Origin of the sequence: Lysinibacillus sp. FSL K6-1151 (assembly GCF_038630755.1) — a bacterium.
Taxonomy (GTDB): Bacteria; Bacillota; Bacilli; order Bacillales_A; family Planococcaceae; genus Lysinibacillus; species Lysinibacillus fusiformis_D.
In genome coordinates, this window is record NZ_CP152040.1 from 1,637,289 (window position 1) to 1,652,432 (window position 15,144).

Consider the following 15,144-nt stretch of genomic DNA (forward strand, 5'->3'; position numbering starts at 1 on the left):
GATAGAATGAGCAAAGTGATGGATAGAGCGCCAGAATTGATCGATAGAGCACTAACAAAGTGTTAAGAACGAATTTAAAAAGCCGAGAAGCAAATTGCTGCTTCTCGGCTTTGTGTTTATTCTGAGCTTTGGTCTTCTTCTATTGGGTTGGTTGGTTCGGTAGGAGGGGTTGGCTGTTGATTGCCATCATTATTACCACTGTTGCTACCGTTACCGTTATTACCTTGCCCATTGCCATTATTATTGTTGTTATTGCCATTGTCGTCATTCCCGTTGTCATTGTCTTCTTGACCAGGATCTGTTGGTAAATCGATTTCTGGCTCATCTGGGTCTTCTGTTTCTAAATCTTCCTCAGGCGTACTTGTGATTTGGAAGGTAGTTGTGCCAGGTTCACTGCGTGTGCCATCTACAATGGCTACGACAGAGATTGTGTAATTACCATCTTCAAGCGTGTTGCCAACAGTTAAGCCTTTGCTGTCTGTTGTACCAAGCGTTATTGATTCTCCGCCATCACGTTTGGCAGTTACTTCAAATGAAGTTGGTAATGGTTCATCTGTTTTTGGATCTAGGATCGCATCATGTTCCCAAGAGATATTAATAGACTGTGCTCCTAAATCTAGGCTTGCTGATACATTGTAAGGTGTAGATAATTCTGGAGCCTCGTACACACTCGACACCTCTGTTGGTTCAGTACCACGAACGAATAGTTCTGTTTGACGTAGTTCGCTAGGTGTATAATCACTTGCTAATTTAAGTGGTTTAGAGCCGACTTCAATCGTTGCTTCTACAACGGTATTTGGCTTTTTAAAGCTTGTATTTTCAACATTTGATGAAATATCTTGCATAATTGATTTAAATAAATTTTGTGGTAATCGACGTTCTTCCCACGTTGTAATTGGATCAAAGTGTTTTTCATAACCACTCCAGATAGCAATGGAGTAGTTTGTTGTGTAACCCGCAAACCATGAGTCTGGTACACTTGTATTTGGTAAATTATATTTGCTAAAATCTTCTGCTGAGTAGTTGGTTGTACCTGTTTTACCTGCGATATCTAAGCCAGGTACATTGGCAGCAGTACCAGATGCATCTGGTTTATTGCCAACGACATCACGTAGCATATCTGTCACCATATAAGCTGTGTAATCGCTCATAGCCACTTTAGGCTCAGGTGTGTAATTTTTAGATGTTTTACCGTCACGGTAGACGATTTTTGTAATGGCATGTGGATCTGTATAGACCCCGTTATTGCCGAAAGCAGCATAGGAAGCAGCCATTTGGATAGGGGAGATTGTAATGGCACCTCCACCAATCGCATCTGACTCATATAGATTTTCCGTTTCAATTCCTAAACGCCCTACAAATTCTTTTGCTTTGTCAGTACCAACCTCTTGTAATGCTTTGACAGCTGGTACGTTACGTGATGCATATAACGCTTTACGTGCCGTCATGGCCCCCATATATCTGCCATCCCAGTTCGTGATTGTTTGTTTTGAATTTGTATAGTTCATTGGTTCATCGACAAGTGTTTGACCTGTAGACCATTTTAAATATTCAATTGCTGGACCGTAGTCAACTAATGGTTTCATTGTGGAACCAGGTTGATTTTTTGTTAGGTCATCTGCATAGTTGAAACCACGCTCAGCACCGTAATGACGACCACCACCAACGGCTTGAATGGCACCAGTCTTTGTATCGATGACAGCTACACCTGACTGAATTTCTTCAGTAGGGAAATTACTGTCGTCGTTCATTACGTTTTCTACAACTTGTTGGGCATTCGGATCAAGTGTTGTATAAACTTTAATTCCTTCTGCCATCGCTGTTCCATCACCATTATTTTCCAATTCATTAATCACAATATCGAGGAAGGCATCATATTTCGAACCTGCAAATGATTGACGTGTTGCATCATCCGCTAGACCTGATTGGACTTCCATTTGTTTTGCTTCTTCCATCTCAGCTTTTGTAATTTTTCCATGTTGATGCATTAAGCCTAAAACCGTATTACGACGTTTTTTTGCAAGCTCAGGGTTTTTTAATGGATTATAAGCATTTGGTCGTTGGACTAATCCTGCTAATAATGCTTCTTCATCTAATGTTAAATCTTTTAATTCTTTACCATAGAAATATTGTGCTGCTGTTCCGAACCCGTAAATACGACCCGACATGAGCATTTTATTGAAGTACATTTCAAAAATCTCTTCTTTTGAATACTTACGTTCTAGTTGGAAGGCTAGCCAAGCTTCTTGTGCCTTACGCTTTAGTTTTTTCTCGTTTTGTAAAAATGAGTTTTTGACAACTTGCTGTGTCAGGGTAGACGCACCTTGTGCACCAAAGCCATCACGGAAGTTTGCCAAAATAGCACCGCCTAGACGATAAAAGTCCATGCCGTGGTGCTCAAAAAAGCGCACATCTTCCGTTGCGAGAATCGCATTGACCATATCTTCAGGTATATCTTCATACTTTATATATTTACGGTTTTCAGCACCGATTGTAGCAAATAGTTCACCGTTTTTATCGTAGAACTCTGAAGAAACAGGGTCCTTTAATAATTCTTCATCAAGCTCTGGAGCTGTGCTTGCATAGTAGGCAAACAATCCAGCGCCTCCAATGAAGCCCGCCACACCGATTGCTAAGAGTGTTAAGAAAATACGTTTAAACCACGTCTTAGCAGGTGAAGATGATGTTGTTTTTTTCTTACCTTTTTTATTTTTTTCAGCGAGAGCTTTTTGGTGCTCTCCACGTGTTCGACGACGTTCAGTCATTCTTATTTCTCCTCACTTTCAGACCTGAAGCATGTTGCATCGATCCATTGTTGGATAATGGGTAAGTAATCGATACGTGGATAATAACTTGTAGGAATTTCATATGCCTCTTCTTCAATCGTTGAAAAGGGTATCGATTTACGATCGCCATTCTCCATTGCTTGCCAGGCCTTTTGTAAAACTTCGTAGGGCACAATAAAATATCGTTCAAAGGCAGAAAAGCGAACGATAATAAAAGCCATACCATTTTGTTCCGTCACTTGCTGCATATGGATCATTTGATGCTCATGAATATTTTTTAAGGGGAAGCTCGTTTTGGAAGCCGTTTCCTTTGCATCAAAATCTATATAATGCCCATTCCAAACACCATTGTAGTCGGTTGTAGAGGGTGTTCGAAAATATGCTTCACGAATAACAGCAGCACTTCGTGAAGGGTACTCTACTTTGACGATTTGCACAGGAACAGGTTTCTTATGAATGATAGCAAGTCGCCTTTTTATATAATAGTCGTTTGCTTCATTAATTTCATCTTCTAGAGTCTTGCCACGATTACTAAAAGACAAATCTTTGCTATTCCTTTTTTTTTCTGTTTTCTGTACAGACACATTCGGCGTATACAATTTTCCGTTTGGATAACGAATTGTCATTCAACTCACCCTTTATCATACTGCTTTTCTATACACTAGTTTACCATGTTTTAGCGGCTATTCTCTACCTCCATCAGTCATGTTATTGCTAATAGAATCGTAGAGAACAGATGGGAAGTAGAAACAAATTACGTCGAAAAATCACTAGCTTCTATTTTACTCGAATCGTCAAAATAACTGATTAATTTTAGTCATGAATTGGCTGAAAATATGTCCCTTTCAGATCTTTCATAGAAGACGTTTTTTTTAGGTTGAAGGTTCATTTTTAAAAATTTATCGAAAATCTTCTTCTTTCAGCTAACTTACGCTTATTTTGTCACGCTTGAAGGTAATTCTATACATACGAGGAATACTAAAGTAAAGCAAAGGAGGCGTTATATTGAACAAGTTAGAACAATTAGTTGCGCAGTTAGATCTGGTCAATCAATTACTTTTCACGAGAGTGTCCCTGGAAAACAATGCACATAGTTTGCACTTTTTTATGCAGCTTCAAGCGGTTAGCCAGAAAGTAAGCTTAGCAGAAAAGAACTGGCAAGTAAAGAATGCTTGTTCGCCTATTAGTAGTGAAAAATGATAGACTTTGGTACACTTATCTCATAAGCAATTGAACTAACACAATAGCATTAAAATTGATACATTATTTACCGTGAAATAGCGGTGAATAAAGATCAAGAGCGTGATATTTCCATAGTTGCTTTGTTGGACAAAATATACTCACCATGTATATGCAGTGACTACGAAATATATTTGCTTATGCGTAATTGATGAGAGATGAGGTGCAAAATTGTTAGTGATTCAGCAAACATCCCAATTAATAGATGAATGTGAACAATGTGTTTTACGATTCTGGCAAATGCGTGAGGAAGATCGGACACCTGATTTTTTCCAAGAGGTGAAACCACATGCTGATGAAATTCATCAACTATTGAAGGAATGGCAGCAAGAGGCCAATACATGGATTCAAAAAAATAAACCGAAATATATGCATACACAGCAAATTGCTTCAGTGGTAGAATCGATGGAGCAATTTGTTGTGCAATCTTTTTATAAAGAAACTAGTAAAAAACGTTTTTTAGATGCGACCCATTCTACCTCCTATACTTTAAAAACCTTTGAACGATTACTAAAGGAGGAGGAATCGAATGCTATCGAAGAAACGAACGATTAGGGAGCTTTTACAGGAATGGAGATACGATGAAGAATTAAAAGAGCGTATTTTACATTGGCAAACACTAGAAAGTCGACCAGCCAAATATGCACCTTTCCCAGGAAATTTACACCCATCCCTAGTGAAAGCACTACAGGCAAGGGGTATCGAGCAACTATATACACACCAGCGAGAAGCCTTTGATTTGGCGCAGCATGGTACATCTTTTACAGCGGTTACGCCAACTGCTTCGGGTAAATCCTATTGCTATCATCTACCAGTGCTGCAAAAAATAATAGAAGATAAAAATGCGCGGGCCATTTATTTATTTCCAACAAAGGCATTAGCACAGGATCAAAAAAATGATTTAAATGAACTCATTGAGCAAAGTGGCGAGGAAATTTTAAGTTATACGTATGATGGAGATACGGCGCCAGGCATTCGCCAAAAGGTTCGAAAGGCAGGGCATATCGTTATGACGAACCCCGATATGCTGCATTCCGGAATTTTGCCACATCATACTAAATGGGTCTCACTCTTTGAAAATTTGCAGTATATCGTTATTGATGAATTGCATACATATAAAGGGGTATTTGGTTCGCATGTTGCCCACGTTATTCGAAGACTAAAGCGTATTTGTGAGTTTTATGGTAGTAAGCCGGTGTTTATTTGTACATCAGCTACCATTAAAAACCCGAAAGAACTTGCTGAGCTTCTGACGAATGAATCACATGCACTAATTGCTGATTCAGGCGCACCTGTTGGCAAAAAAACCTTCCTTTTTTATAATCCACCAATTATTCATAAAACATTTGGGGTGCGTAGAAGTGCCGTGTTAGAGGTTAGTGATTTAGCCAAAAGGTTGTACATAGCTGGCATTCAATCCATCATTTTTGCCAAAAGTCGAGTACGAGTCGAGATGATTGTCACGTACTTAAAGGAGCTCACTCGCAATAAGCTACTCGATGAATCTGTGCGTGGCTATCGAGGTGGATACTTGCCCTCTGAGCGACGTGTCATCGAAAAAGGCTTGCGTGAGGGTACGATTCAAACAGTGGTTAGCACCAATGCATTAGAACTAGGTGTTGATATCGGTCAATTACAAGCTTGTATTATGACAGGTTACCCGGGAAATATTGCGAGTGCTTGGCAGCAAGCAGGACGTGCGGGAAGACGTCAGGATGAGGCATTGATTATATATGTTGCACAATCTTCTGCATTGGATCAGTATGTGGTCAATCATCCTTTGTTTTTGCTCGGTAGTACGCCTGAGGAAGCGCGTATCTATCCAGAAAATATGTTGATTTTAATGGATCATTTGAAATGTGCTGCCTTCGAGCTACCCTTTTCAACAGGCGATTCGTATGGAGAATATGACATACAGGAATTGTTGGATTACTTGGCGGAGGAAGGGGTTGTCTTTAAGACGAGTGACAAATGGCATTGGATGAGTGATCGTTTTCCTGCGCATGATATTAGCCTGCGCTCTGCGTCACAGGAAAATGTGGTCATAATTGATCTGTCCGTCCCTGCACAGACAAAGGTGATTGGAGAAATGGATCGTCATAGTGCCATGACCCTTTTACATGAAGAAGCCATTTACCTACACCAAGGTATTCAATTTCAAGTGGAGAAGCTCGATTGGGAAGAAAAGAAAGCCTTTGTCCGTGAAGTAGATGTGGATTACTATACAGATGCCAATCTAGCAGTCGAAATGAAGGTGCTAGAGGAGGATCGTAGCCGTCCCTATGGAGGCGGTACGATTAGCTTTGGCGATGTTGGCTTAGTCGCACAAGCAACGATCTTTAAGAAAATCCGCTTCGGCACACATGACAATATCGGTTCAGGGCCTATCCACCTCCCGCCAGATGAAATGCATACAAGTGCTTCGTGGCTTTCGTTCAATAGGGTGTCTCAATGGTCAGAGGCAGAATTAACGGATGCTATGGTAGGAGCTGCTTATGCGATGAATGCTTTTATCCCGATTTTTATCCAGTGTGATAGTAGTGATGTAGCAGTTGTGCCGCAAGTAAAGGCATCACACAATGAGTTACCAACGTTCTTTGTTTATGATAAGTATCCAGGTGGGATCGGTTTAAGTGAGAGAGTATTTGCACTATGGGAAGAACTGTTAAACAAAACGCTACAACATGTATCGAGCTGTCCTTGTGAATCAGGTTGTCCGTCTTGTATTGGGGCGCAAGATAGTTTAGAGCAAGGGAAGAAAAGAGTGATAGATCTTCTTCGAATATTAAATTAAATAAAAAGGGCTTAGGGAATAAGCAAGTTCGTTCCTCAAGCCCTTTTATATTTTATAAATAGTATCATCTTATTTGTTAAAACGAGGGTTACCTACTATGCTTGTGGGAAGGAGGAAGTCGATTTGCTATTCGACCAAATGACACATTTTCTTTTTCATTTTCTTGATATTAAAATTTTATCAAGCAAGACGAAACGGCATTATCAACAAAGACTTGAGAGCCATTGCTTACTGTTTACCACAAAGGGGACTGCTAATTTGACTTTTGGAAATCACCAACACAGGCTGCTTAAAGATAGTGTCTACCTTTGCCCTGCTCAGAGCGAGCTTATCTTAAAGGTGGATTTAGAGAAGTTAACTACCGTTTACCTTATTACCTTTAATGCTCTCCCACAGATGGAGGCGAAGACTGATAGAGGAGAAGAGATAAATCTTGAACAAACAGAAGAAATCATCCGTCTTTGTAACAGTCTAATGGCATTGGTTGAGAGTCCTATCAAAGAGGACATTTTATTAAGCCAAGCACATTTTTACTTGCTTTTACATACCATCACTCAGCATCGTAAAACCTCTAATAGAGACTTGCAACATATGTTAGAAAAAACAAAACAACATATGGAGTATCATTTTCAAGAAGCCATTCAAGTGAAAGATTTAGCCCAAATGATGAATATAAGTGCAAAATATTATATGGAACTATTTCGAAAACAGTTTGGTATTAGTGCCATCCAGTATTTAATGAATATAAGAATGGAAGCGTCTAAATGGCTTTTAATAAAAGGAGGTAAAACCCTTCGAGAAATTGCAAGTGAGGTTGGGTATAAAGACGAGTTTTACTTCAGTCGTCGATTCAAACAACAAATGGGTATGTCTCCCTCTCTATTTATGAAAAGTCGTAGAAAAAACATCGCTGTTTTAGATAGTTCCTTTTTTGGCTTGCTTGCACCACTACATTATATCCCCATTGCAGCACCGCTCCATCCAACATGGCGATTTCATTACTATAAGACTTTTGGCAATCATGTACCTATTCAGCTAGCTGTGGGCAGAACGCCAGCCGTTTTAAATGAAAATATGGCGTTACTTCTACAAGAAAATCTGCAATATGATTATATATTTTGCTTAGATAATGTGACGGATGAGCAGTTGACGATATTACAAAAGAGAGGCCATGTTTATCGACTTGCGTGGAGCAGTTTATCATGGCGTGAACAGTTGCTAGAGGTTGCAAAAATCCTAGATGCAGAGATGGAAGCAAGGAAATGGCTTATAGAATACGAACAAACTGTACAAGAGGCGGTTGCTAGCTTAGCGTACATTTGCCATGAGCGAAGTATGTTATTTTTGTTAGTGAGAGGGGATGAATGCTATCTGTATCAGGATAGAAGTATTCAAGAAGTTTTGCTGGAGGACCTAGGACTAAATGTGATGATCTCTGACACACAAGAACCTATTACAATTGGGCAATTATCTGAAATGAATCCAGATTTCATCATGGTACTTGTTTATGAAGACGAAGAATCGATGATGAAATGGGACGAGCTTCAATCAGATGAGCTGTGGCTTGAATTGAAATCAGTGCGAAATGATTCCGTCTATACACTTACTCATTTTCCATGGCGCGACTATGCTCCGTTGCCACATTTACTGATTGTAAAAGAAGTCATGCAATTGTTAACCGCAGATAGTTCATTATAAAATCCGCCTTTTCTACATGGACGCCAAAAGAACGCTTGTTTACTATTGATAATAGTTTTCATTCTCAATTGAGATTAGCGTAAAAGGAGGCGTTCTTGATGAAGAAAACTATGGTCATTTTAAGCATCATAGTATTAACTTTAACTTTATCTGCATGTACAAAAGATAAGGAAGAATCAACATCATCTGACTTGCAAAAAAAGGAAAGTGAAGAACAGACAACAAAAATTACTTATTTAAATAATCACTACAGCGTTCCAGTAAAACCAGAGAAAATTCTCTTTTTAAATGCCTTTGAATCCATTGAGGATGCTGTGATTTTGGGCATAGAACCCTATGCAGCAAGTGCAATTGGTAGTGATGAGGAGCCATTCCCCAGTTTTTTTGGCGACGTTACGGCGAATACAATTCCTTTATTAACAACGAGTGGGGACAGTTTGGAGTACGTTTTGCAACTTGCACCAGATTTAATTATCAGTACAGATATGGAAGATCCAAAAGTTTTAGAACAGTTAGAGAAAATCGCACCAGTAATTCCAACTTCTCATTATGGACCAGATTGGCAGGAGAATCTTGAAATGCTAGCTGAGATTACTGGAAAGGCTGAAAAAGCAAAAACACTTATTGATCAATACCATCAGGATAAGCAAAATGCTATCCATTATCTCGACTCATTCCAAGACAAGGATATAGTAGCCATACGTATTCGAGGTGGCGAAATGATGATTTACCCTAAAGACGTATTTCTCAATGATGTACTATACGGTGAATTGAATCTCCCTGTGCCAGAAGCTATTAACAAGGTGAATCAGCAAACCGTTATTACTTTGGAGGGCCTCTATCAAGCCAATCCAGATTATATTTTTATTCAGTATGATCTTTATGAAAATGATATGGATGGAAGTATACTTGAGGAGCTTCAACAAAGCCCAGTTTGGAAAGGATTAAAGGCAGTCGAAAGCAATCAAGTTTTTATTAATGCCGTAGATCCATTGGTAATGGGTGGAGGGACATTGAATGGTCGAATTCGTATTTTAGAAGCAACTATGGAAGCATTAAGTAACTAAAATACGTAAAGGTGATAAGGAGCGATTGTGTGAAATTATCAGAGGAACTTGAGCAACTATTTATGTCAAAATTTGAACAAGGGCTTTTCTCAGGCAATATTTTAGTAGCGAAGGAAGGTAAACCTATTTATATAGGTACTTTTGGCTTATCAAATTACCATAGTGGCAAGAAGCTTTCCGAAAATTCCTTATTTGAGTTAGCTTCAGTAACGAAGCCTATGACAGCCATGGGCATTATGATTCTCGAGGAACAAGGGAAACTTAATTATGATGACACTATCAAGAAATGGATTCCCTCATTTCCATACGAAACCATTACTTTACGACATGCATTAACACATACATCTGGATTGCCAGATTATATGGAATTATTCGAAAGCCACTGGGATCATCATTGTATTGCGACGAATAGAGATGTACTACGTTTACTAACGGAACATAGACCACCGCTCTATTTTGACTCAGGTGAAAAGTATCAATATAGTAATACAGGTTATGTTTGCCTGGCAATGATAATTGAAAAAGTATCAGATATGTCCTATGCCATGTTCATGTTACAGCATATATTTAAACCGTCAGCAATGCAACGAACAAGGGTCATGAATCGCAGGTATCATCCTGAAGATGTTGAGGATTTTGCTTTTGGCTATATCCGTGATGAGAATAGTGCATTAATCTCCTTGCCTGACGACCTTCCAGGTTATGAGTTTGTGAACTATTTAGACGGAATCCAAGGAGATGGAATGATTCATTCAACCATAATGGACTTACTTTCGTTGGATAGAGCACTAAAAAGGGGGGATTTGCTTTGTGCATCATCTCTTGAATTGGCTATGTCCTCAATTGTGACAAAGGATGGTCAAAAGACACCATGTGGCTTTGGTTGGTTCATTGATCAATCACCAAAAACAGGGAAAAAGGTATTCCATAGTGGTGGTTGGCCAGGTTATACCACGATGTTATGCTGTTATATAGAGACTGATTACACCATTATTATCCTTAATAATGTAGAATACCATACAGAAGATAACCTGCATGAAAGCGTATCAGATTGGTTACAGCAAATTGAAACATATATATTTCATTGAATGTGATACAGATAGAAACTCAGTGGGACTTTTTCCATTGAGTTTTTTTATCTTAATTTTGTGGATAGTATGCTATAGGTCGTGATAGTTTTAGGTTAACTTCTGCTCGTCAGTGTGAAAAACTAGACGAAATGACTTTGAATGAGTCTAACAATCATGGTAATCTTGCAAGAGAGTCTTATACTATAAGCAGAAAATGAGTGAAATGCATGTCTTACGAAAATAAAATACTACAAATGAAAAAAATGCTTGGTAAAAAACCAACAGCAGCTCAACAAAAGGTAGAAGAACCAGCTTATCAAAAGCCCGCTAAGCCGAGCTATACCGAGCGCTGGGAAAAGGCGGGGCTTACGGTTGTAGAAAATGATTTTGGGATTGTGTTTAAGCGTCATGTGCAGTATCCGTTTTCTTATCAGCATGGTCATTATCAGCTACAGTCATTCTTTGATGCCTTGAAAAAATGGCAGGGTGCCGAGTTTGACCATCCTTATGCACTTGATTTACAGGAGCCTGTATTATTTTTTGATACGGAAACGACGGGCTTAAAAGGTGTTGGTACGCATATTTTTTTGCTTGGGTTTTTAGAGGTAGACGAAGAATGTTTTAAATTGACTCAATATATTCTTGCAGATCCTGCACATGAGGCAGCTTTCTTGTTTGAATCAAAGCTTTGGCAAAAATCAGCGACTGTGATTACCTACAATGGGAAAAGCTTTGATTGGCCGCAACTTGAAACGAGATGGACGCTCCATCAAAAAACATTACCAAAATTACGAGCGCAGCGACAGATTGATTTGTTGCATAGTTCGAAGCGTTTATGGAAAAATGATATGGAGCGCTTAAAATTAAAATCTGTGGAGGAAGAGAAACTTGGTTTTTCTCGTATAGGAGATATTCCAGGCCATCTTGCACCAATTATTTATTTAGATGCTGTGAAAAGTGGCATACCTGACGCTCTTATGAAGGTGCTGCTTCATAATGAGTGGGATTTACTGTCCCTCATCACACTTTATAGTCATTCAACGCAATTATTGTTTGAAGAGGACCATGAGGAATCAGCAAAAACCTTCACCAATATTGGGAAATGGTATGGCGATTTAAAAGAAAGCACACAAAGCGTAAGGGTTTTAGAAAAGGTGACAATGCAATTTGATGCACTAGAAGCGGGGAATGCTCAATATTATTTAGCGTTACAGCATAAAAAGGGAAAACGTTATAATGAAGCTATTGACTCATTTGTAGCCTCTCTCCATTTTGTTGAACCAAGGACAAAGTTACATGCCCTTGAGCAGTTAGCCATACTTTATGAGCATCAAATGAAAGACTATGACCAGGCCCTTTATTATACGCAAGAAGGCATACGTCTTATTCAAAATCATGAGCAATGGAGAATAGAACAAAAACAAAAATGGGAAATTTCGTGGGAAAAGCGATTACACAGATTAGGAAATAAGAAATAATTTCCTGGGGAAGCGCAAGAAACGACAAGTTTAGCCTTACAATTGGTGTTTTCAGACGATATAATGTGATGAAGTATGCTATAATGTATTCGTGTATGTAGTGTGAGGAAGGGCGATGTGAATGGACATTAAATTAACGTCAAAAATGATCCTTGAAAAGGAATTTAAAAAGAACTTTAAAGGCTACAATGTAGAAGAAGTAGATTCTTTTCTTGATGAAATTATTCAAGATTATGAAACGTTTGAAAAAGCGGTGGCCCAACTACGTGAAGAAAATAGACAGTTAAAAGAAGAAATTGATAGTACCCCAAAGAGACAACCAGTTGCATCAGCAGCTGCTGGTACAACTAATTTTGATATTTTAAAACGTCTTTCTAATTTGGAAAAGCATGTATTTGGCAGCAAGCTATACGAATAATTTTTTATTAATTATATTGTATTTAACATAAAACTCTAGTATAATCTTTCGTATCATCATGAAATTCTGGTAATCGCTGCGGCGCTAGACGTCGTAGAGGAAAGTCCATGCTCACACGGTTCTGAGATGTCCGTAGTGTTCGTGCTTACTGAAAAAATAAGGTAAGGCAGCTGTTCAAGCTGACGGCGGAAGGAAAACCTAAGTCCTAGGATATGGTTGACACTTCCTGAAAGTGCCACAGTGACGAAGCTTGCTTGGAAACATGCAAGGTGGAACGAGGTAAACCCCACGAGTGAGAAACCCAAATTATGGTAGGGGCACTCTCTTGAAGGAATTGAACGGATAGAGGGACAGAGTATGCTCTGTAGATAGATGGTTACCACCTGATCGTACGAGGCGCAAGCTGTTTGAGTACTCAGGAACAAAACATGGCTTATGGAATTTTTTGATGCTTATCTACGAAATATCAAACGCTCTCCAATTCGGTGGAGAGCTTTTATTTTGAGTTCATGAGGAAAAAGTAACCTTGTTAATCAAGTCTTGGTATGCGCGATACGTTTGAAAATGGCGAATATATCGCTACCGCTTCTAAGTCATAACATCTGAAAACGGCTATCGCATCCACGTGATGTATTGCTCTTGATGGCATATTTTATCGGGTGTCTAAACACCCGTTGATCAAGATAAAGCCTCTGGCGAATGGCGCAGATTTTAGTAATTTGCAGAACATGTAAGTTCGAAAATATCTGGACACAATTAGCTGAGGCGGAATGGATTACATACCGGTTAACCTGACATAAATGCCCTTTGAGGGGGAGTATAGAGAGATAGGATGGAGCGGAAACATGAACGGAGTAAACAATTGGGAAAGTATGGATAAACTAAAGCTGATTTCTAAATATCCGACTACCTTAATACTTAAAATCTTCGAAAATGTATCTGAAGGTATCATGATTACAGATGAATTCAAAAAGATAGTAATGGTCAATCCTGCCTTTGAATTTGTTACAGGCTATACACGTGATGAGGTGGTTGGAAAAACGCCAGCCGTATTACAATCAGGTGTACATGAGTTGCCATTCTATTTAGAGATGTGGGAACAGATACGACAAGAAGGCATTTGGCAAGGTGAGATATGGAATCGTCGTAAAACTGGAGACGTATATCCTGAATGGTTAACAATTGTTTGTGTAACCAACGATGAGGGTGAGGTTACAAATTACTGTGGTATTTTCACAGATTTGTCTGAAAGAAAAATAGTAGAAAACGAATTAGAAAAGCGTTTGCTTACGGATTCATTAACAGATGTATCCAATCGTTTTGCCTATATTGAAAGAATGGATAATCTCTTAGAATCGACTTCTGCTATTTCTCATTCAGTGCAGCATGCGATCTATTTCTTAGATTTGGATCGATTTAAGCAAATTAATGATACATTAGGCCATGCTGTTGGAGATTTAATTTTGAAAGAAGTAGCAAATCGTCTAAAACAGCTACTAAAAAACAAAGACATTATTGCTAGATATGGTGGCGATGAATTCGTCATTACTTTAACCAATGTGAAAAATGTGAAAGAGGCTGCAAAATTTGCTGATCAAATTATTAGTTGTATCGAACAACCAATGATGATTAACGGTCAGGAAGTTTTTATGTCGACAAGTGTGGGTATTAGTGTTTATCCAGTAGATGGTAAAAATACAGAACAACTCATCAATTGTGCAGATCGAGCAATGACCTATTCCAAAAAGAATGAATTAAACGGCTATTCCTTTTATTTTGATGAACTACAAACAGACGCACAGCGCGTTTTATTGCTAGATTCAGAGCTAAGAAAAGCTATAGAAAACCGTGAATTTGAGCTGCATTTTCAGCCGAAGATTTCGATGGAAGATGAGCAAATTCAAGGCTTAGAGGCACTGGCTCGCTGGAATAGCGAGAGGTTAGGCTTTGTGTCACCTGCGGAGTTTATTTCCTATGCGGAGGATACGGGTTTAATCATTCCGTTAAGTGAGCTTATTATTGAAAAAGCATGTGAGGCAGTTATTCAAATGCAGCAACAGGGTTGGAAAATACCTGTTGCCATTAATATATCGAGTATACACTTTAAACAGCAGAATTTTTTAGAATCGATACAAGCCATATTAGAGCGCTATAATATGCCAGCTAATAATTTTGAAATAGAAGTGACGGAGCGAACGGTGATGAACAGTGCGAACGAGACGGTTAGTAAATTGGTTCGTTTGAAACAATTAGGCTTTAAAATCTCAATCGACGATTTTGGGACAGGCTATTCATCCCTAAGCTATTTAGTTCGCTTTCCATTAGATTGTTTAAAAATTGATCGAAGCTTTATTCAGCATATTGGCTCACTCGATGAAAAACAGGCAGTTGTAGATGCGATTATTCAAATGTCCCATCGCCTAAAAATGAAAGTTGTTGCTGAGGGTGTAGAACAGGCACAACAAGTGGATATACTACGTAAAATGAACTGTGATATTATCCAGGGCTATTATTACAGCAAACCATTACCATTAAACGATCTCATTGAGTTTATGGAGTTTTGGGAAATTGAGCATCAAGGAAGGAAATAAGTT

The 15,144-nt window shown here is 38.8% G+C and carries 11 protein-coding genes and 1 other RNA gene; 10 read left to right on the forward strand and 2 right to left on the reverse strand.

The window, feature by feature from the left end:
* Positions 1 to 116: 116 nt before the first annotated feature.
* Positions 117 to 2,765 (reverse strand): penicillin-binding protein 1A, encoded by a 2,649-nt coding sequence (locus MHI04_RS07730; RefSeq protein WP_089933188.1) that lies wholly within the window; start codon positions 2,763 to 2,765, stop codon positions 117 to 119.
* A 2-nt stretch (positions 2,766 to 2,767) separates the two neighbouring features.
* Positions 2,768 to 3,412, reverse strand: a complete 645-nt coding sequence (recU, locus tag MHI04_RS07735) for a Holliday junction resolvase RecU (RefSeq protein ID WP_058845086.1) — start codon at positions 3,410 to 3,412, stop codon at positions 2,768 to 2,770.
* A 379-nt stretch (positions 3,413 to 3,791) separates the two neighbouring features.
* On the opposite strand from recU, the gene MHI04_RS07740 reads away from it, so the two are divergent.
* From MHI04_RS07740 to MHI04_RS07785, 10 genes are all read left to right on the forward strand, one after another.
* Positions 3,792 to 3,986, forward strand: coding sequence for a hypothetical protein (locus MHI04_RS07740; protein WP_036118439.1), 195 nt, complete (start codon positions 3,792 to 3,794; stop codon positions 3,984 to 3,986).
* 216 nt (positions 3,987 to 4,202) lie between these two features.
* Positions 4,203 to 4,580, forward strand: a complete 378-nt coding sequence (locus tag MHI04_RS07745; protein WP_230593757.1) for a YppE family protein — start codon at positions 4,203 to 4,205, stop codon at positions 4,578 to 4,580.
* The gene (locus MHI04_RS07750; RefSeq protein ID WP_249646051.1) at positions 4,555 to 6,819 is read left to right on the forward strand and encodes a DEAD/DEAH box helicase; all 2,265 of its coding nucleotides are present in this window, start codon (positions 4,555 to 4,557) and stop codon (positions 6,817 to 6,819) included. Before MHI04_RS07745 ends, MHI04_RS07750 begins: the two co-directional genes overlap by 26 nt.
* Before the next feature lie 123 nt (positions 6,820 to 6,942).
* Positions 6,943 to 8,517, forward strand: a complete 1,575-nt coding sequence (locus tag MHI04_RS07755; protein WP_342535488.1) for a helix-turn-helix domain-containing protein — start codon at positions 6,943 to 6,945, stop codon at positions 8,515 to 8,517.
* A gap of 98 nt (positions 8,518 to 8,615) precedes the next feature.
* Complete coding sequence (locus tag MHI04_RS07760; protein WP_330493851.1) at positions 8,616 to 9,584, forward strand: ABC transporter substrate-binding protein; 969 nt, start codon at positions 8,616 to 8,618, stop codon at positions 9,582 to 9,584.
* A gap of 29 nt (positions 9,585 to 9,613) precedes the next feature.
* Positions 9,614 to 10,672 carry a serine hydrolase domain-containing protein gene (locus MHI04_RS07765; protein ID WP_342535489.1) on the forward strand — a complete coding sequence of 353 codons (1,059 nt, stop codon included), beginning with the start codon at positions 9,614 to 9,616 and terminating at the stop codon, positions 10,670 to 10,672.
* Positions 10,673 to 10,881: 209 nt separating this feature from the next.
* Entirely contained in the window at positions 10,882 to 12,132 is a 1,251-nt protein-coding gene (locus MHI04_RS07770) for a ribonuclease H-like domain-containing protein (RefSeq protein WP_342535490.1), read from the forward strand.
* Positions 12,133 to 12,253: 121 nt separating this feature from the next.
* The gene (gene gpsB / locus MHI04_RS07775) at positions 12,254 to 12,550 is read left to right on the forward strand and encodes a cell division regulator GpsB (RefSeq protein WP_036118417.1); all 297 of its coding nucleotides are present in this window, start codon (positions 12,254 to 12,256) and stop codon (positions 12,548 to 12,550) included.
* Between the two features lie 61 nt (positions 12,551 to 12,611).
* Positions 12,612 to 12,991: RNase P RNA component class B (rnpB, locus tag MHI04_RS07780), an RNA gene on the forward strand.
* Positions 12,992 to 13,395: 404 nt separating this feature from the next.
* Complete coding sequence (locus tag MHI04_RS07785) at positions 13,396 to 15,141, forward strand: GGDEF domain-containing phosphodiesterase (RefSeq protein ID WP_036118414.1); 1,746 nt, start codon at positions 13,396 to 13,398, stop codon at positions 15,139 to 15,141.
* Positions 15,142 to 15,144: the final 3 nt, after the last annotated feature.